At 45.7% G+C, this 18,758-nt stretch carries 16 protein-coding genes and 1 pseudogene; 2 read left to right on the top strand and 15 right to left on the bottom strand.

The window, feature by feature from the left end:
* Window positions 1-206 precede the first annotated feature (206 nt).
* Window positions 207-2,183: pseudogene (gene parE, locus H7198_RS05770) on the bottom strand (DNA topoisomerase IV subunit B); the annotation flags it as partial.
* A gap of 243 nt (window positions 2,184-2,426) precedes the next feature.
* Between parE and plsY the strand changes: the two are divergent.
* Complete coding sequence (gene plsY, locus H7198_RS05765; protein ID WP_274458817.1) at window positions 2,427-3,035, top strand: glycerol-3-phosphate 1-O-acyltransferase PlsY; 609 nt, start codon at window positions 2,427-2,429, stop codon at window positions 3,033-3,035.
* A gap of 90 nt (window positions 3,036-3,125) precedes the next feature.
* On the opposite strand, the gene H7198_RS05760 is transcribed toward plsY, so the two are convergent.
* Both H7198_RS05760 and H7198_RS05755 read right to left on the bottom strand, forming a co-directional pair.
* Window positions 3,126-3,701: a hypothetical protein gene (locus H7198_RS05760; RefSeq protein WP_274458816.1), complete on the bottom strand. Its 576-nt coding sequence runs from the start codon at window positions 3,699-3,701 to the stop codon at window positions 3,126-3,128.
* Window positions 3,702-3,734: 33 nt separating this feature from the next.
* Window positions 3,735-5,972, bottom strand: coding sequence for a RelA/SpoT family protein (locus H7198_RS05755; protein WP_274458815.1), 2,238 nt, complete (start codon window positions 5,970-5,972; stop codon window positions 3,735-3,737).
* A gap of 249 nt (window positions 5,973-6,221) precedes the next feature.
* Here H7198_RS05755 and H7198_RS05750 point away from each other — a divergent pair, with 249 nt between their 5' ends.
* On the top strand, window positions 6,222-7,445 hold the full coding sequence (locus H7198_RS05750; RefSeq protein WP_274458814.1) for an MFS transporter: 1,224 nt from the start codon (window positions 6,222-6,224) through the stop codon (window positions 7,443-7,445).
* A 104-nt stretch (window positions 7,446-7,549) separates the two neighbouring features.
* On the opposite strand, the gene glnA is transcribed toward H7198_RS05750, so the two are convergent.
* The 12 genes from glnA to H7198_RS05690 all read right to left on the bottom strand — a co-directional run bounded on the left by glnA (window position 7,550) and on the right by H7198_RS05690 (window position 18,627).
* The gene (gene glnA / locus H7198_RS05745; protein ID WP_274458813.1) at window positions 7,550-8,896 is read right to left on the bottom strand and encodes a type I glutamate--ammonia ligase; all 1,347 of its coding nucleotides are present in this window, start codon (window positions 8,894-8,896) and stop codon (window positions 7,550-7,552) included.
* Window positions 8,897-8,938: 42 nt separating this feature from the next.
* Window positions 8,939-9,280, bottom strand: a complete 342-nt coding sequence (locus H7198_RS05740) for a MerR family transcriptional regulator (protein WP_274458812.1) — start codon at window positions 9,278-9,280, stop codon at window positions 8,939-8,941.
* Window positions 9,281-9,491: 211 nt separating this feature from the next.
* Window positions 9,492-12,182: a DNA polymerase I gene (gene polA / locus H7198_RS05735; RefSeq protein WP_274458811.1), complete on the bottom strand. Its 2,691-nt coding sequence runs from the start codon at window positions 12,180-12,182 to the stop codon at window positions 9,492-9,494.
* A gap of 73 nt (window positions 12,183-12,255) precedes the next feature.
* The gene (locus tag H7198_RS05730; protein ID WP_274458810.1) at window positions 12,256-12,981 is read right to left on the bottom strand and encodes a Bax inhibitor-1/YccA family protein; all 726 of its coding nucleotides are present in this window, start codon (window positions 12,979-12,981) and stop codon (window positions 12,256-12,258) included.
* A 77-nt stretch (window positions 12,982-13,058) separates the two neighbouring features.
* On the bottom strand, window positions 13,059-14,393 hold the full coding sequence (gene murC, locus H7198_RS05725; protein ID WP_274458809.1) for a UDP-N-acetylmuramate--L-alanine ligase: 1,335 nt from the start codon (window positions 14,391-14,393) through the stop codon (window positions 13,059-13,061).
* 13 nt (window positions 14,394-14,406) lie between these two features.
* Complete coding sequence (ytpR, locus tag H7198_RS05720; RefSeq protein ID WP_274458808.1) at window positions 14,407-15,063, bottom strand: YtpR family tRNA-binding protein; 657 nt, start codon at window positions 15,061-15,063, stop codon at window positions 14,407-14,409.
* 23 nt (window positions 15,064-15,086) lie between these two features.
* Window positions 15,087-15,767 (bottom strand): 5'-methylthioadenosine/adenosylhomocysteine nucleosidase, encoded by a 681-nt coding sequence (locus H7198_RS05715; RefSeq protein WP_274458807.1) that lies wholly within the window; start codon window positions 15,765-15,767, stop codon window positions 15,087-15,089.
* A gap of 11 nt (window positions 15,768-15,778) precedes the next feature.
* Complete coding sequence (locus H7198_RS05710) at window positions 15,779-16,078, bottom strand: hypothetical protein (protein WP_274458806.1); 300 nt, start codon at window positions 16,076-16,078, stop codon at window positions 15,779-15,781.
* A complete protein-coding gene (locus H7198_RS05705) occupies window positions 16,068-16,643 on the bottom strand; it encodes an NUDIX hydrolase (RefSeq protein WP_274458805.1) in 576 nt (191 codons plus the stop codon). Before H7198_RS05705 ends, H7198_RS05710 begins: the two co-directional genes overlap by 11 nt.
* Before the next feature lie 3 nt (window positions 16,644-16,646).
* Complete coding sequence (locus H7198_RS05700) at window positions 16,647-16,862, bottom strand: cold-shock protein (protein ID WP_091501897.1); 216 nt, start codon at window positions 16,860-16,862, stop codon at window positions 16,647-16,649.
* A 224-nt stretch (window positions 16,863-17,086) separates the two neighbouring features.
* Window positions 17,087-17,965 carry a DUF1542 domain-containing protein gene (locus tag H7198_RS05695; protein WP_274458804.1) on the bottom strand — a complete coding sequence of 293 codons (879 nt, stop codon included), beginning with the start codon at window positions 17,963-17,965 and terminating at the stop codon, window positions 17,087-17,089.
* Window positions 17,966-17,988: 23 nt separating this feature from the next.
* The gene (locus tag H7198_RS05690) at window positions 17,989-18,627 is read right to left on the bottom strand and encodes a DUF1542 domain-containing protein (protein ID WP_274458803.1); all 639 of its coding nucleotides are present in this window, start codon (window positions 18,625-18,627) and stop codon (window positions 17,989-17,991) included.
* Window positions 18,628-18,758 lie beyond the last annotated feature (131 nt).

Raw genomic sequence — 18,758 nt, 5'->3', positions numbered from 1 at the left:
GCTGTCTTTTCAGCCTTTGGCTTTTCCTCAGTAGTTACTTTTTTATCAGTAGACTTACTTTCTGAGACTTTTTCTTCAGATTTTTCTTTTTTCTTAGCAGCAATCTTTTCAGCTTCGGCACGCTCTGCCTTAGCAGCAGGACTATTCGCAGCAACACGGGCGATTTCATCAATTTCGCTTTCGCCGTGTGGGTCCTTGCCAGCCATCACTTGGTCAAAGACCTGCTTTGAATCAGAACCACCGGCCACGTTATCCAAAATTGACCCTTCTTCCTCAAGAGTAAATTGAACGTTCTTTTCAATCCACTGACGACGAGGATCAACCTTATCACCCATCAAAGTTGTCACGCGCTTTTCAGCTAACATGGCATCCCCGATTTTGACACGAATCAAAGTTCGTGACTCTGGGTCCATCGTGGTTTCCCAAAGCAAAGTGGCGTTCATTTCACCAAGACCCTTGAAACGAGTTAACTCGTACTTCGTCTTCGCTTCTGACGTCACCTTGGCCAACTCATCGTTTGTCCAGGCAAAGTCGTCCGCCTTCTTGCCGCGGTACTTCACACGGTAAAGTGGTGGCAAGGCAATATAAACCTTCCCTGCTTCGACCAATGGTCGCATGTAGTTATAGAAGAAAGTCAGCAATAGCGTTTGAATGTGAGCACCGTCGTCATCGGCATCGGTCATGATAATGACTTTATCAAAGGCGGCATTCTTAATATTGAAGTCTGGGCCAACCCCTGCGCCGATGGCGTAAATCAGAGTGGAAAGCTCTTCGTTCTTCAACAGGTCGACCAGCTTGGCCTTCTGGGTGTTCAAGACTTTTCCACGCAAAGGCAAGATTGCCTGGAACTTACGGTCACGTCCCTGCTTAGCAGAACCACCGGCAGAATCACCCTCGACCAAGAACAATTCGTTCTTGTCGGCGTTCTTCGACTGAGCGGGCGCTAGCTTACCAGAGAGCAAACGTTCCTTCTTACCCTTTGACTTACCAGTTCGCGATTCCTCACGGGCCTTACGGGCTGCTTCGCGAGCTTCACGAGCACGGAGTGCCTTACGGACAATCTTTTGTCCAAAGTCCCCGTTTTCAAGCAAGAATCGAGCCAGCGTGTCGTTCACAACGGAATCAACCGCCCCACGGGCTTCCGTTGTTCCCAGCTTATCCTTGGTCTGTCCTTCGAACTGCAGAATTTCTTCTGGCACACGCAAGGAAATAACCGCAGACAAACCTTCACGAACGTCAGAACCTTCCAGGTTCTTATCCTTGTCCTTCAAAAGGTTCACACGGCGTGCGTACTCGTTGAAGGCCTTCGTCCAGGCAGAACGGAATCCCATTTCATGGGTTCCACCGTCCTGCGTACGAACGTTGTTAACAAAGGAAAGAAGCGTTTCTGAATAACCATCGTTATACTGAGCCGCTACATCGACCACAATGCCGTCAGACTTTCCTTCAAAAGTCATAACAGGACCAAGGCCTTCCTTCTCTTCGTTCAAAAATTCAACGAAGGAGTGCAAACCGTGCTCATAGTGGTAAATTTCTTGGCGGGCTGGTGACACGCGCTTATCAGTCAAGGTAAACTTCACGCCTGACATCAAGAAGGCCGCTTCACGCAAACGTTCCGCTAAGGTATCAAACTTAAAGACCGTTGTGGAAAAGATGGAAGCATCCGGCTTAAAAGTCACCGTCGTACCAGTGTGGTCCTTGGTTGGTCCCAAGTCCACAAGAGTTCCAATTGGCTTTCCACCCTTTTCAAAGCTTTCTTCAAAACGGTGTCCTTCACGGACAATGGAAACCTTCAATGATTCTGACAAAGCGTTAACAACGGACGAACCAACACCGTGTAGTCCACCAGAAGTGGCATAACCACCCTGTCCGAACTTTCCACCGGCGTGGAGCACCGTCAGAATAACTTCAGGCGTTGGCTTACCAGATGAGTGCATCCCCACTGGCATTCCACGTCCCTGATCGGAAACCGTAATGGCGTTGTTTTCTTCAATGGTAACTTCGATATCATCACCATAGCCACCAAGTGCCTCATCGACGGCGTTGTCGACAATTTCATATACCAGGTGGTGGAGACCACGGACATCGGTTGAACCAATGTACATACCAGGTCGCTTACGTACGGCCTCGAGCCCCTCTAGGATTTTAATCGAATCTGCATCGTAATGTCTTTGCTCTGTCACAGTGATCATCCTTTTTATCTTCGTATTCCAAAAGTCGGGGTCTACCCCTACTTTTGGCAATCTACTTTATAATAGATTAAAATTTAAAAACTGACAACAAAAAATATTGTCACTACTCCGATTTTTTTAATCTCATTTCGATTCATTCCCCCATTTTTAAGCGAAATAAAAGTCTTCTTTAGAACCAAACTTGCCACCATGTGGTAAAATATTATCTGCTGTTTCAAAAAGGAGTTTTTACCCATGGAAAAAATGATTATGGTTTTTGTACTTGCCTACCTAATCGGTTCATTAGTACCCGGTTACTGGATTGGTAAAATTTTCTACCATAAAGATATTCGTACCGAAGGCTCCGGGAACATCGGTACAACGAACGCCTTTCGAATTTTAGGACCCGTTCCTGGTTGTTTCGTTTTGGCCTTTGATATCTTAAAGGGTGCCTTAGCAGCGATGCTACCCCACTTCTTCGGATTAGACATTAACGTCATGTTAGTTGGTTTGTTCGCCATTCTTGGTCACACCTTCTCCATCTGGATTGGTTTCAAAGGTGGAAAAGCCGTCGCCACATCCGCTGGTGTCCTTTCCGTCTACAACGGTCCCCTCTTCTGGATGGTCTGTGCAGTCTTTGTGACCTGCCTGGTTCTCTTCTCAATGGTGTCCGTTGCATCAATGGTCGGCTTCTCATTTGCCACCGTGATGTCAATCTTCTACTACCACGATTTGATTCTTTCCATTGTGGCAGTTGTCCTAACCGGCTTTGTCTTCTACCGACACCGCCAAAACCTAGGACGAATCTTCAAGGGACAGGAATCAACCATTCCTTTCGGACTAGTCTACTGGCTCAAAAAATAACGAATATTAATAAAAGGGCGACACCTGCGGGTGCCGCCTTTTTTCTTCTCAATACAAAAAACGCCCCTGAATAATCAGGAGCGTTTTTCTTTATTTGATTTTTCGTGCTGGTAACTTCAATCGCAGCCAAACATCCGGCTGCAAACGTCGTAAGAATAAGGTCGCATGCAGTGTTAGTAGCACCGCATCAATCAGATTCATCTTGAAGATATAAAGAATCAAAAATAGCAGACTAGTCGGTGGTAAAAGCAAAAGAACAAAGATAATCCATGCTCGCTCAATTGCCCACTTCCGTTTGATGTGTCGTCGTTCAGACACTTCAGGCCGATAAGAAACAAAGTCATTCGGTTGAATCTGAACCTTCTTCACCTGTCGGTAAGCTGCCCACCAAAAGTAGAAAGGCAAAATGGTCGTGACGAACAACCCAATCCACCAAAGTAATGGATTACTTAAAGTAATCGTTGGTAGTGGAAAGAAAAACTTACCAATCCAGAGAATCGTACCGATGATGGCCGATATCAAAAAAGTAATAAAAAGTGCTAAATCATTGCCTGATTTTTTAGGCATCCGACGCAAATAATAGCTTTGTGCTTTTGCATCGTAGTAAACAGTCTGATCCTGGCCGTCCTTTTTTAAGGAAACCAGGCGGATTGGGGTGTTGGACACGGAGTCCTCCTCGCTTTCTCTTTTTGTTTATTTTTAGTGAATCGTACGCTTTACGTCGTAAACCGAGTGGTGAGCGGACAATGAATCAATAATGCCATTCAACTGTGCCAAGTTTGAGACACCTAATGATGCTTGAACTTGTACCATGCCGCCACGGGTTACGTGTCCGTTAATTTCTTTGATAAAGCGGGTCTTTGAGTTCAAAGACTTCAACAAGGTATTCAAGATACCAGGTTCATTTTCGGCATGGATGGTCAAGTCAGCCGTGTAATCAGGACGTTGACCGTTTGGGTCGGCCCAGACAACATCGACCAAACGTTCTCCTGCCTTTTGCGCTGAATGAATGTTTGGACAGTCAAAACGGTGAACGGCAACACCACGTCCCTGCGTAATGTAACCGGTAACCGTGTCGCCAGGAACTGGCGTACAACAGTGGGCCAAATGTACCAAAAGACTATCAATTCCGGCAATCACAACATCTGAATCAGGGTTATTTGACTTCCCCTTAACCGGAATGTTTTCCTTCTTGATGGCACCACCCTCTTCGAGCAGGCGTTTTTGTAACTCTTCGGCTTCCTTCGCCTCAAGCTCCTCACGGTAAGACTTGGTTAACTCACGGACAACAGCCAAACGGGTCACATCCCCGTATCCAACCGCTGCCAGCAAATCATCCTTGGTTCCAGACTGGAATGTATCCGCAACAGCTTGCAACTGTTCATCAGAGATGAAGTTATTCACATCATAGCCCTGGTCAAAGAGTTCCTTTGAAATAGCATCCAAACCAGATTGAATGTTGTCAGCGCGGTCACGCTTCTTCAAAGAAGACTTAATCTTATGACGGGCCTTGCGAGTCTTAACCAGATCCAGCCAGTCACGTGATGGCTGAGCGTTTGGACTAGTTAAAATCTCAATGATATCACCGTTTTGGATTCGGTAATCCAATGGAACAATTCGGCCGTTGGCCTTGGCTCCCGTTGTATGTGCACCAACATTAGAATGAATGGCAAAGGCCATATCCAAAGGCCCAGCCCCGGCGGCTAGCTCGTAAACATCCCCCGCTGGTGAAAAGGCATAGACACGGTCCACGAAAAGATCAGTTTGAACGGAGTCCATGAAGTCCTGAGCATCTTCAGCAGATTCCTGGAACTCCAGGATTCCTTGAATCATGTTCAAGACTTGTTCAGACTGGTCCGAAACGTTGGCCTGTTGATCAGAACCTTTATTCTTCTTATAAGCCCAGTGCGCCGCCACACCAAATTCAGCGACTTGGTGCATCTTGTAAGTACGAATCTGTACTTCCAAAGGACGTCCGGCTGGTCCGATTACCGTCGTATGCAATGACTGATAACCGTTTGGCTTAGGCAAGGCGATGTAATCCTTAAAACGACCTGGCAATGGCTTCCAGTGGGCGTGAATAGCACCCAAAACCGCATAGGTATCTGGAATAGTTTCCGTCAAGACACGAATAGCTGACAAATCATAAATCTCATCAAAAGACTTATGCTTGTCGACCAGCTTACGGTAAATTGAATAAATGTGCTTAGGGCGTCCGTATACGGAAACGTCTTCAATATGTAGTTCGTCGATACTTGATTCAATCTTATCAACGGCTTCCTGAATCACTTCCAAGCGTTCATCACGCTTCATATCCATCATCGAAGCAATCTTATGGTAAGCATCCGGCTCCAAATAAAGGAGTGACAAATCCTCTAGCTCCCACTTAATGGCAGAAATTCCAAGACGGTCAGCCAGTGGGGCGTAAATTGACAGCGTCTCCTGTGCAATTCGACGTTGTTTATCAGGACGCAAGGCATCCAAAGTACGCATGTTATGCAAGCGATCGGCCAACTTAACGATAATCACACGGATATCTTTTGCCATCGCCAAAAGAAGCTTCCGGTGGTTTTCGGCCAATTGAACCTTTGAATCCTGATACTTAATCTTTGATATTTTGGTCACGCCATCAACAATGCGTGCCACAATTGGGCCGAATTTGTCGCTAACGTCTTCCAAAGTCACAGGTGTATCTTCGACAATATCGTGTAAGAAGCCAGCAACAATCGTTGGGCCATCCATCTTCAGCTCGGCCAAAATACCAGCTACTTGGATTGGATGCGCAATGTAGGGAATCCCAGATTGACGTTTCTGCTCTTTATGTAGTTCATTGGCCCAATTATAGGCTTCATGAACGGCCTTAATTTGATCCTCTGGTAAATAGTCCCCGACCATTTCCAAGACCTCATTGGCCTTGTAATCTTTATGCTTCGTCATGGGACCCCCTTTCAAAACGGCGATTGCCATTTAACATGTATTTAATCTCAATTATAGTAGAAGAAAACAGTGGACACAAGTTAGAATTTGTCCCTTATGATGTTCTAAAATGAGCATATTATTATACAATCCCCAGCCTCTTTATCTACTATAAAAGTCTATCCCGACTCCACCCGTTGAACGAAGCTGAAAATTGCAAATAAAAGGAGTAATATTATTTAAATAGCATTCTATATAAAGGAGGGATACATGACCAACGATAACAAAGCAATTAATTGGAAACGGAACGTGTGGATTGTTTGGATAGCTGTCTTCATGACTGGGATTGCCTTCTCCGAAATCCTCCCATTCCTTTCCCTTTACATCAAAACGCTGGGTGACTTTTCTAGGCAGGAACTGAACTTCTACTCAGGAGCAGCCTTTGCTGTAACCTTCATGGTCTCTGCCATCGTTTCCCCTCTCTGGGGTAAACTAGCCGACAAAAAAGGACGTAAGCTCATGATGCTTCGAGCCGCCTTAGGTCTTGGAGTTCTCATGGCCTTCAACGGTTTCGCTCAAAACATCTGGCAATTACTACTCTTTCGTGCCATTCAAGGTGGACTGGGTGGATTCGTCTCCAACGCCAACGCCTTGATTGCCACTCAAGCACCACGTGACCAAGTTGGTCGAACACTGGGAATTGTGACAACTGGATTCACCGGCGGAAACCTAATTGGCCCCCTTGTCGGTGGTGCCCTCGCCAGCTTCATGTCCTACCGGATGATTTTCCTAATCACGGCCTTCATCTTTGGCATTGTCTTTATTTTCATCCTATTATTCGTTGAAGAAGAAGCACCGCAAGCAACTCAACAAACAACAGAAGACAACAAGCCGGCACCATCCCACAAGTTCCGGGATCTCCCTAACAAGAACCTCCTACTCGGCCTCTTCGTTACAACTGCCCTTGTTCAAACGGTGAACATGTCGATTAACCCAATCGTGGCTCTCTTCGTTCACGAAGTACTCCATGGTCAATCAAACATCACCTTCATTACGGGAGTTGTTGCTGCCATGCCTGGTTGTGCTACTTTCATCTTCGCCCCATGGTTTGGCCGACTCGGTGACCGAATCGGAACCAAGTATATGATTCAGGCCGGCTTTATCTTGGCCGTCCTCGCCTTCTTCCCAACGGCCTTTGTCTCAACCGTTTTCTGGTTAATCTTCTGCCGTTTCGCAGTTGGAATCGCGGATGCCACTTTGATGCCTGGTGTTCAAACTCTCCTATCACGTAACACCCCAAAGGAAATGGTTTCACTAGTCTTTTCGTACAACCAATCCTTTATGTATATCGGAGCGGTTGCAGGTCCAATGGCCGGTACCTTGATTGCTTCCATCTTTGATTACCGGGCCATCTTTATCTTCTCAGCAATCGTCATGGTCATTAACGGTACTCTCTTCTACTTCAACGTGGCCCGTAAGGAAACGATTAAGTAAGACGACCAGATTACCTGATTCGTCGCAAAACAATTAACAAAGAAATAAAAACACACAAAAAAGTCCCCCGAGCATGCTCGGAGGACTTTTTAAGTTAAATTATTTTAGTATTGCATGAAGTAGTTATCAAGTTCCCACTTTGAAACATATTGACGGTATGAAGCATATTCGATGCGCTTTGCTTCGATAAACTTATCCGTGATGTGTGAACCGATTGCGTCGATGATTGTTGGATCTTGTTCCAATTCTTCCAAAGCATCCAAGAGCGTATCAGGCAAGTTCTTGATACCAGCCTTCTTACGTTCGTTTTCGTCCATCAAGTAGATGTTACGGTCAACAGATGCCATTGGTTCGAGGTGGTTATCGATTCCATCCATACCAGCTACCAAGATTGAAGCCAAGCAAGTGTATGGGTTGGTTGTTGGATCAACTGTACGCAATTCCAAACGAGTAGCCATACCACGTGATGCAGGTACTCGAACCATTGGGGAACGGTTTGAGGCTGACCATGCGATGTAAACAGGCGCTTCGAATCCAGGAATCAAACGCTTGTATGAGTTAACCGTTGGGTTCGCAATGGCAGTGATGGCTGGGGCGTGCTTCAAAAGTCCACCCAAGAAGTTCATAGCAGTCGTTGAAAGACCCATGTAGTCATCATCCTTACCATCAAAGGCGTTGCCGTCCTTGGTAAAGAGTGACATGTTGACGTGCATTCCAGAACCGTTGATTCCGGCAACTGGCTTTGGCATGAAGGTTGCGTAGTAGCCGTTTTCACGAGCGATTGTCTTAACAACCAACTTGAAAGTTTGAATCTTGTCGGCGGCATCGATGGCATCCGCGTACTTGTAGTCAACTTCGTGCTGACCTTCCGCAACTTCGTGGTGAGCAGCTTCAACTTCAAAGCCCATCTTTTCCAAAGTCAAAACAATCTTACGGCGTACGTCTTCACCCATGTCCATTGGGGCCAAATCGAAGTATGAACCGTGGTCGTTCAATTCCATCGTTGGCTTGCCGTTTTCATCCATCTTGAAGAGGAAGAATTCTGGTTCAGTACCAACGTTGAATGCAGTAAAGCCTTCAGATTCGGCCTTCTTAACGGCGTTCTTCAAGGCGATACGTGGGTCACCTGCGAATGGTGTACGGTCCTTGTTGTAAACATCGGCAATCAAACGGGCGACTTTACCACCGTGTTCATCGGTTGCCCAAGGGAAAATCAAGAAAGTTGAAAGGTCAGGATACAAGTACATATCCGACTCGTTGATTCGAACGAAACCTTCGATTGATGAACCATCGAACATTAGATCGTTGTTCAAGACCTTGTCCAATTGTGAAACTGGCACTTCGACGTTCTTAATCATTCCCAAAACATCGGTAAAAGTCACGCGAATAAATTCAACGTTTTCGTCTTTAACGCGTTGCTTGATTTCTTCTTTGGTTAGTTGCTTTGACATCTTTTCCCCCAATTTGTTTAACTTCTTCATGCACGTTTCTGGCTAAGGTTGATTAAAACGGGCAATTTGCGCAAATTCGTCTTGCAAAGAACGACGTAGTGAAGAATCGGTATCTTCCTCGCGAATCTTCTTCAGACGGTTTGCCTTATCAAAGAGCTCTTTAATATCCTTGGTCGAATCACCTGCATCCAAATGATCCTTAATCCGTAAGAGTTGGTCAATATCGTTCAAAGAGAAACGACGCTGACCGCCATTTCCTCTTTTTGGTTTTACGAGCCCGTGTTCCTCGTAATATCGAATCTGGCGATCCGAAAGTAAGGTAAGCTCACGTACCACAGACATTGGCAAGACAGCCTTATTTCGTTGTAATTCTGAACTTTTCACGATTCAACCATCCCCCTTGCTAAAAATAATAGCCGAAAGTTATATTTTTGTATAATAATTGGTCAGGTTTCTTGACCTTACCCCCTGAATTGGTATGGTCATTGGTCTAGTTTCATTCTAAACTTTATTTTTAAAAAAGTCAGTTAAATGGCTTAAAATCAACGATTTATAGCAAAAAAGAGCCTAGAATCTGGCTCTTTTTTATTTTTAACTATTTTGCTTCATACCAAGTTGGTCCAGCGTGGGATTCGACTTTCAAAGGAATAGCTAACTTTACCGCTGAATCCATGACCTTTGTCACCGTTTCGCGGAGTTCTTCCAACTCTTCCTTTGGACACTCGAAGACCAATTCATCGTGCACCTGCACGAGCATGTTGGCTTGCATCCCCTTCTCTTCGATGGCCCGACTCACTTTAATCATGGCAATCTTGATGATATCGGCAGCAGAACCCTGAATTGGTGAGTTCATTGCCGTTCGTTCAGCAAAGGAACGAGTGTTAAAGTTCTTAGCGTTGATATCAGGTAAGTAGCGACGGCGGTGCTCAATCGTCTCCACGTAACCGTCCTTGTGCGCCTGCTCCTTGATTTGACCCATCCACTGGTGAATCTTTGGAAACTCCTTGAAGTAGGTTTCAATGAAGTTTTTGGCATCCTTACGAGGAATGTTCAAGTTCTTTGAAAGACCGTAATCTGAAATTCCATAAACAATTCCGAAGTTAACCGCCTTAGCCGTACGACGCTGGTCGGCATCCACCGGCGCATCGTCTGCTAGACCAAAGACTTTCCGAGCCGTTTCGGCGTGAATGTCTTCGTCTTCGACAAAGGCGTGTTCCATGGCTGGGTCACCAGTAATTGAGGCCAAAACACGGAGCTCAATCTGTGAGTAATCAGCGCCAAAGATTTCCCAACCCTCGTGTGCTGGCACAAAGGCGTGACGAATCTTACGACCGGCTTCGGTACGCATTGGAATGTTCTGCAAGTTTGGATCAACAGATGACAACCGTCCTGTCTGCGTCAACGTCTGTAAGAAACGCGTGTGAACCTTGTGGTCAGCTGGGTCAACAACGGCCAACAAGCCATCCACATAGGTTGACTTCAACTTGGCTAATTGACGGTAAGCCAGGATGTGTTCTACAATCGGTGCTTGTGGCGCCAACTTTTCCAATACTTCCACAGCCGTTGAGTAACCCGTCTTTGTCTTCTTAATAACAGGCAGCCCCATCTTATCGAAGAGCAAGGTCCCCAACTGTTTCGTTGAGTTAATGTTAAACTCCTCGCCAGCCATCTGATAAATTTCAGACTTCAGATTGGCGATTTGCTCGTCCATCTCCTGGCCCATCTTAGCCAAGCGATCCTCTTTCACCGTGAAGCCCTGTGCTTCCATCTTTGCTAACACAAAGGACAGTGGCAATTCAATATCATGATAGAGATGTCCCTGCTCATGCTTATCTAAATCCGCAAAGGCTTGGTCACGCAGGTCAAAGATGGTCTGTACCTTGTGACCGATATGGTCAATCAAGACTTTATCATCTTCTGGAACGGCGAACTTAGCACCCTTACCGTAAATCTCTTCATCGCTCGCTAAGTAACGGCCAAAGCGTCCTGCAAGTGTGGACAGAACATTATCGTTATCAACCGTATCTAAGAGGTAGGCAACCAATAAGAAATCAAAGTCCGCCCCATCAAGGTTCAATCCCAACCGGTGACAAAGCACCCAATGCTCCTTCGCATTGAAGAGCTCCAAGGCGATATCCTTTGATTCAATAATTTGACGTAAGTCTTCATTATCGAAGAGGGTAAAGTCGCGTGATCCATAATAACCAACCGTGTCATTTCCCAATGCAAAGGCAAACATGTCAGCCGTATGGTAGTTAGGACCTGTTGTATCGATGTGGAAGGCCAAAGACTTTTCCTTGACTAACTTCTTCAAGACGTCAGCCGTTAGCTCCTTGACTTCCGTGAAGTTCCCCTGCTTGGCTTCTGCCTCTTCCGCCGCTTCGCCATCGTCATCAAAGAGTGAGTTGGCGCGCAACTTGTTCAAGGCCTGCTTAAAGTGCAACTTCTCAAAGAGTGAAACCAGTCCTTTTTCCTTTGGTCCATGGTATTCGATGTCCGTGAGTCCAATTGGCAACTTGGCATCGGTCACAATGGTTGCCAACTTTTGTGCACGGAAGGCCACGTCCTTATCCTCAATCAAGTGCTCCTTCATCTTAGAAGCCTTCATTTCATCAACATGGGCGTACAAGTTTTCCAAATCATGGTACTGCTTCAAGAGTTTCAAGGCAGTCTTTTCACCAATCTTCGTCACACCAGGATAATTATCAGAAGTATCGCCAGTCAGCGCCTTCTTATCAATAATCTGTGCCGGCGTAATACCGTACTGTTCCATGATAAAGTCCGGCGTGTAAACCTCAACCTGGGTCACACCCTTCTTGGTCAACTTCACCGTCACATCGTCGGTAACCAGCTGAGTCAAATCAGCATCTCCGGTAATGATGATTACCTGATCACCAGCGGCTTGACCAACACGTGACAAAGTTCCAATAATGTCATCGGCTTCTAAGCCAACCTGCTCATAGTTGTGTAGCCCATGGGCTTCCACCATTTCGTGCAAGTATGGGAACTGCTCCTTAAATTCAGCTGGCGTCTTATCACGGCCAGACTTGTATTCTGGGTATAAGTCGCCACGGAAAGTTTCTTTTCCGGAACGAGCGTCCCAAGCAACCAAGGCCATATCAGGTTGCATTGGTAAAACAATTGACTCAATAAAGTTATTGAAGGCAACTAAAGCGTTCGTATGTAGGCCTTCAGGTGTTACCATTCGGTCGAGCTGCTGGTACATGGCGTAGAAAGCACGAAATGCCAGCGAATTACCATCAATTAAAAGAATCTTTTTACTCATAAATACCCCTTGTTTATCTTCTTCGATTTTAGCATAAAAAAAGCTCGCCTAAGCGAGCTTCTTTTATTAATGATTAGTCACGCTGATCTCCGAAGAGTTGCAAGAGTGAGTAGAAAATGTTGATGAAGTCCATGTAAAGCATCAAGGCTCCAACGACAGCAATTCCTGTCAATTGTGAGTCATCTGCTCCCTGGCCTGCCATTTGTACGTAGTTTTGGCGAAGCATGTTGTTATCGTAAGCTGTGTACAAAGCAAAAATGATAACTGATGCAAAGGAAACCAAAAGTTGCAAACCTGATGATGCCATGAAGATGTTAATCAATGAGGCAAAAATCAAGCCAATCAACAAACCGAACAAGATAGGTCCCATTCCGGCAAGTGACTTCTTAGTGAAGAAACCGTAAGCGGCCATTCCACCGAAGAGCGCTGCGGTCGAACCAAAGGCTGCCAAAACTGAAGCTGACGTGTAGAAAGCCAAGAGAATTCCAAGCGTCAATCCCTGAGCCACCGCAAAAGTCATAAGCAAGCCGAAGGCCTTCGCTGGGTTGTTCTTAATTGAAGCCCCACGAATCATACCAACCAATACCAATTCAATGGCAACGACCGCAATCGTTCCAATCCATGAACCAGTGAACAAAGTTACGACCTGTGGCAAGAAGAACTTCTGTACGATGAATCCAGAAATAGCAGTTACCAACAAGGCGATGGCCATGAAACCGTAAACCTTTTGGAAGAAGAGCTTCATTCCTTCATCAGCACCTGTCACATCGCGACGTGTGTTGAAATCAAAGTTATTCATGATATACCTCCTCGTATATTTTATAAATCTCTTTGTAATATTCTAAATAATTTACACTAATTGAAAATTAAAATTAATTAAGAACGGTCTGATTGAATCTGTCCGAGTAGCTTTTCAAAGGCGAACTCGTACTTTTCAATGTCCCCCGCCCCCATGAAGACCAAGACACCGTTTTCATGATTTAAGAGTGGTGACAAATTGTCTTCAGTAATGATCGTAGCGCCACCAGGAATTTCCTTAGCGATGTCTTCGGCCGTTACCGTTCCAGTTGCTTCACGAGCTGAACCAAAGATTGGCGTCAAATAGACTTTATCAGCCTTAGATAAGACCTTGGCAAATTCATCCTTGTAAGCAATCACACGGGTAAAGGTGTGAGGCTGGAAGACGGCCACAATTTCCTTGTCAGGGTGTTCCTGACGAGCGGCATCTAAAGTAGCCTGAATTTCAGTTGGATGATGGGCGTAATCATCAATGATCGTCACGCCATCGACAACCTTTTCAGAGAAGCGACGCTTAACACCTGGATAGGTCTTCAAGTGTTCGCGAATACCATCCAAATCCAAACCTTCAAGGTAAGCAACCGCAATGACCGCCGTTGCATTGAAGATGTTGTGCTGACCAAAGATTGGGATAAAGAACTTACCCAAATCCTTACCACGGAATGAAACATGGAAGTTTGAACCATCAGTTTCCTTATCAATTTGGTCAATCAAGAAGTCATCACGCCCTGCCACATCACCGTAGTAGTAAAGTGGGACATCAACCGTTAACTTCTGCAAAGATGGATCATCACCCCAGGCAACGATTCCCTTCTTCACACCCTTTGCAAAGTCTTCAAAGGCTGAGAAAACGTCATCCAAATCCTTGTAATAATCAGGATGGTCAAAGTCGATGTTCGTCAAAATGGCGTAATCAGGATGGTATGGCTTGAAGTGTCGACGGTATTCATCCGCTTCCAAAACGAAGAACTGTGAGTCCTTAACACCATGACCGGTTCCATCACCAATCAAATATGAAGTACGGGCCACGTTCTTCATCACGTGGGCCAACATACCAGTCGTTGAAGTCTTACCATGCGCACCAGCAACAGCAATAGTTGTTGCTTGTGCAATCTGTTCCGCAACAGCATCAGGATAAGAAATCATCTTAACGACGGCATCAAGTGCTGCGCGCACTTCCACTTGGTCATCTTCGAAGGCATTACCTCGTACAAAGATGTAATCCTTATACTTCTCAATGTTCTTAGCATCAAAAGATAAAATCTTAATTCCAGCCTTTTCCAAAGGCGCTTGAGTATAAGTAAACTTATCAATATCAGAACCAACGACTTCGTTTCCTTGGTCATGGAGGATTTGAGCCAGAGGACCCATTCCCGTTCCCTTGATTCCGATGAAGTAATATTTCTTAGGCATAATACCCTTCTTTTTAATAATCTGTATCGATGCGACCGTCGTTGTATAGGTCTTTTGCCTTTTCAAATGAGAAGGCTTCCCCAACTGGTCCGAAGTCATCTGGCAAAACCAATGCACCTGGCTTATCCGGTGCACCTTCCAACTTCAATTCACGCCCAGAAGCAATCATTCCAGCTGATGGCACACCACGCAGTGCACCAGGCCAGATAATTTCACCAGAAGGCATCATCGAACCAGGTTGTGCAACAACGACTTTGATACCTGTCGTCATGTTAGGAGAACCAGATACGATTTGGAGTCGTTCGTCGCCACCAACATCAACTTTAGTCACGTGCAAGTGATCAGAATCTGGATGTTCGGTCATTTCTTCAACCAAACCAACAACCATCTTTGATGGTTCCGCTTCAACTTGAATATCGAAACCAGCAGCCTTAATTGTCTTTGTGACAATCGCTGCTTGTTCGTCAGTCAAAAAGATTTGACCCGCTTCATCAGTTAAGCCTAATTCATCGGCTAAACCAGCAATGTTCACAGCTAACAAATCACCTGATTCAGGGTCTGTCACCACCGTCACATTGTCCTTTGTTTCAACGTTTTGACGCCCAGTAGATGGGGCAAAAGTCAGCATCAGGATGTCACCTTCTGCTGCTTGATTATAAACTGCAATCATGGTTATTGTCCTTTTTAATAAGTTTACTTATTTGATAGTGATTTTAGGTAAGACAAGAGCAATTCAGCTGAACGCTGTCCAGCTTGAACAACGTACTCATCAAAGTCCACGTCTGATTCACCGTCTGCCTGATCTGAAACGCCGCGCAAAACGATGAATGGCTTACCAAATCGAGTGGCAACTTGAGCAACCGCTGCCCCTTCCATTTCAGCTAGATAGGCGTCAGGGAAGTGAACCTTAATAACTTCTTTTTTGGCCTGCTGAACGAAAGTATCACCAGTAACAATCAATCCCTGCTTGGCATCTGTCAATTCAGAAAAAGCAGCAACCAAATCAGGGTCCGCTTCAAAGCGTGCGGGTTGTGCAGGTAACTGACCGTAGTCGTAACCAAAAGCCGTTACATCGGCATCAAAGTATGCTAACTCCTGACCGATAACCAAATCACCAATGGCTAATTCAGGTTGCAAGGCTCCCGCTGATCCAGTGTTAATCACGACATCAACATCAAATACCTGCGTCAAAATCGTCGTTGCGGTAGCAGCGGCGACTTTACCGATACCTGATTCGGCTAAGAAAATCTCTTGCCCCTGATAATTTCCAACCAAAACTTCAAGGTCTGAAAAAGAAACGACCTGTGCATCCTTCAACGCAGCAGTCAAAGCCTTCTTTTCCTCAGCCATTGGGGTAATAATTCCAACTTTCATGGGCTTCCTTCCTATGGTAGTGCGAAGAACAACGTGTACATCACAACAGTAATGAAGGCGACCAAAATCATGAGACGGTTATAACGCCATGAGAGTCGGTCGGTCTTTCCACGCTGTGTTAATTGTCCATCAGAACCCAGCTCAAACTTGCCCTTGTGCGTTAAGCGCATTTCGGCACGGTTAGCGGGTTCAACAACTGTAATCTCGGCTTCGTGTTCCCTAGCGTATTCACGTTCGACTCGACGGCGTTCACGTGCTCGGCTACGCTGTTCACGATTTTCCTTATTTCGATTGAAAAAATTAGCGGCCATTCTTTAGCCTCCGGATTGTCCAGTGGAAGTAAGCTGCCAAAGTCTTCAAATCATTCAACTGACCGGCCTCGTACATCTTTGTCATCTCGTCATATGAAACCGTGATGACATCCAAGAATTCCCCTTCATCACGTGGCAATTGATCTGAACCATCCAAGTGTTCCAAATCAGTTGCAACATAAAGGGCAATCTTAGAATCAGTGAAGCCAACGGCTTCAAAGCCATCGGCGAACTCTTCTAAGTGTCCAGGATGAACGCGAATCTCTTCATTCAATTCACGAATTGCCGCTTCATGGCAAGCTGTCTTCACATCACCGTGATCACGGGCATCGACTTTACCGGCTGGAATCTCCAACACGAAGTCCTTCACTGGTTCACGCCACTGCTTAACGAAAACCGCATGGTCTTCATCAACTAATGGCAAAATACCAACAGCTGGTCCACGTGTCACAACGTCACGCTGTGCAATCGTACCGTCAAAGAGCTTGACGCGACGGGAATCAATCTTAAAGATTGGTCCCTCATACATGACCTCGTTAGAATAGAACTCTTCCTTCTTAACCACGGCTTAGTCCTCCTCTTTAATTTCGGAAACTTGAGCAGCCTGGAAAGCATCCTTTCCCTGTACAAGCACGTACTGTACTCGTTCACCTGGATGCAGGGACTTAAAGCCTTCCCCTGCAATTCCGTTAAAGTGAACGTAGATGTCATCACCCTTTTCATCGGGTGTAATGTAACCGTATCCACGGTCTTGTTGCCAAATTTTTACTGTACCTTTTTTCATACCTTCATTATATCAAAAAAATAATTACAGGAACCGGAAAAGTCGCCCAGGAACCTTCTGAACACGATTTTATTAGATATTAGGCAGAACACTGTTTTAAATAAGAGCAATCTCTCACCTTGATACTGTCTAAAAGCTCCCCTTAATTTTATGTATAGAAAAATCACCCCCTATCAATTGATAGGAGGTGCTAAAAGAATGATTCAAGTAATTAGACTACTTATTTACTTTTGTTCTTCATCCTCTTCCTTTTTCTTTGCAAACCAAACAAATCCACGCCATCCAGCTAGCGATGCTACAACTGCACCCAGGAAACTATTAAAGATCACGTTATCGTGTTCTGGTTCCTTCACTGACTTCGTTGCTTGATTTGTCTTTGTTGGCTTTGAAGACTTTGTTGTCTTCTTTCCTTCAGTCGTCTTTGGCAACTCCGCTTGTGTAGCTTCACTTGCCGCAGGAACTTCAGTTTGAGTCTGTATCTGAGTTGCTGGAGTCTCTGACTGAGTCGTTGTTGTTCGTGCAGGTTCAGATGCAACCGTTGGCGTTGCCACAACTTCAGAATTAGTTGAAACGGCAGGCGTTGGAACGGCGGCTGGTTTACGAGTTTCACCTCCAGTAGTTGGTAGAACAATGATATTACTCAAATCGTTAATGGCATTCTTACCACTATCAACCGCGTTATCAATGCCAGTCTTATCCTGAGCATTATTAATATCACTCTTAGCATTGTCCGCTGCTTTATCAATAGCAGTTTGTTGTTCTTCCTTGACATCTGCGTTCAGCTTATCGTTGTTTGCCAACTTGTCTTGGGCCTCGGCGACTGCCTTATCAATGGCGGCCTTCGCGGCATCGCGCTGAATCTGGGCAATCCCTTCATCACGGTTACCTGGCACTTCCGCCAAGCTGCCGTTTTGAATCTTTTGCTTGGCCTGGTCGACATCGTTTTGGATGGCGGCCTGCGCCTTCGCCTTCTCAGCTTGATCCTTGGCATTTGTCGCATCCCACTTCAAGCCGTCAATCAAAGCATTGGCTTCTTCAGCGGCCTTATCAATCGCTGCCTTCGCCTTATCCTTTTCAATCTGCTCGACCTGGGCCTTCGCCAAGTCAGCGGCCTGTGAGGCGTCCGCTAAGTCAATGTCCGCATTGCCTTGTTGACATCGTTCGTGATGTTGCCCTTGGCCTTCGCCTGGTCTTCCTCATTCAACTTCAACTGGTCAATGTATTCATTGGCCTTGTCCGCTGCGTCCTTAACTGCCTGCTTAGGATCGGCCTTCTTCTGACCATTCTCCGCCGCAGCCTGTGATGCCTCCTGAACGTCATTCAAACCGTTCTTCTTCGCATCGTTGATGGCATCCTTATCAGTCTGACCGTCAATCTTTTCATTCGCCTGCTTACCAGCGTCATTAATGGCTGCTTCCGCCTTTGACTTATCGCCGTCGGGAATATTGCTATCCTTTGCCAACTTGTCTTGGGCCTCGGCGACTGCCTTATCAATGGCGGCCTTCGCGGCATCGCGCTGAATCTGGGCAATCCCTTCATCACGGTTACCTGGCACTTCCGCCAAGCTGCCGTTTTGAATCTTTTGCTTGGCCTGGTCGACATCGTTTTGGATGGCGGCCTGCGCCTTCGCCTTCTCAGCTTGATCCTTGGCATTTGTCGCATCCCACTTCAAGCCGTCAATCAAAGCATTGGCTTCTTCAGCGGCCTTATCAATCGCTGCCTTCGCCTTATCCTTTTCAATCTGCTCGACCTGGGCCTTCGCCAAGTCAGTGCTCGTATGCTGATAAAATGGACAGATTTTATGCATCGTCCACTGTATAATTATCCCAAGACTAAAAAGGAAATCAGCACATGACTAAAAGGCCACGTTACTCACAGGAATTCAAAGATGCCATT

Origin of the sequence: Fructobacillus sp. CRL 2054, from assembly GCF_028764065.1 — a bacterium.
Taxonomy (GTDB): domain Bacteria; phylum Bacillota; class Bacilli; order Lactobacillales; family Lactobacillaceae; genus Fructobacillus.
This window is presented reverse-complemented; position numbering and strand designations above follow the sequence as displayed.

Bases quoted from the DNA above. Each gene is read 5' to 3' on its own strand.
- plsY (WP_274458817.1), top strand. From the start codon at position 2,427: ATGGAAAAAATGATTATGGTTTTTGTACTTGCCTACCTAATCGGTTCA.
- H7198_RS05755 (WP_274458815.1), bottom strand. From the start codon at position 5,972: ATGACGAAGCATAAAGATTACAAGGCCAATGAGGTCTTGGAAATGGTC.
- H7198_RS05750 (WP_274458814.1), top strand. From the start codon at position 6,222: ATGACCAACGATAACAAAGCAATTAATTGGAAACGGAACGTGTGGATT.
- glnA (WP_274458813.1), bottom strand. From the start codon at position 8,896: ATGTCAAAGCAACTAACCAAAGAAGAAATCAAGCAACGCGTTAAAGAC.
- polA (WP_274458811.1), bottom strand. From the start codon at position 12,182: ATGAGTAAAAAGATTCTTTTAATTGATGGTAATTCGCTGGCATTTCGT.
- H7198_RS05730 (WP_274458810.1), bottom strand. From the start codon at position 12,981: ATGAATAACTTTGATTTCAACACACGTCGCGATGTGACAGGTGCTGAT.
- murC (WP_274458809.1), bottom strand. From the start codon at position 14,393: ATGCCTAAGAAATATTACTTCATCGGAATCAAGGGAACGGGAATGGGT.
- ytpR (WP_274458808.1), bottom strand. From the start codon at position 15,063: ATGATTGCAGTTTATAATCAAGCAGCAGAAGGTGACATCCTGATGCTG.
- H7198_RS05715 (WP_274458807.1), bottom strand. From the start codon at position 15,767: ATGAAAGTTGGAATTATTACCCCAATGGCTGAGGAAAAGAAGGCTTTG.
- H7198_RS05710 (WP_274458806.1), bottom strand. From the start codon at position 16,078: ATGGCCGCTAATTTTTTCAATCGAAATAAGGAAAATCGTGAACAGCGT.
- H7198_RS05700 (WP_091501897.1), bottom strand. From the start codon at position 16,862: ATGAAAAAAGGTACAGTAAAAATTTGGCAACAAGACCGTGGATACGGT.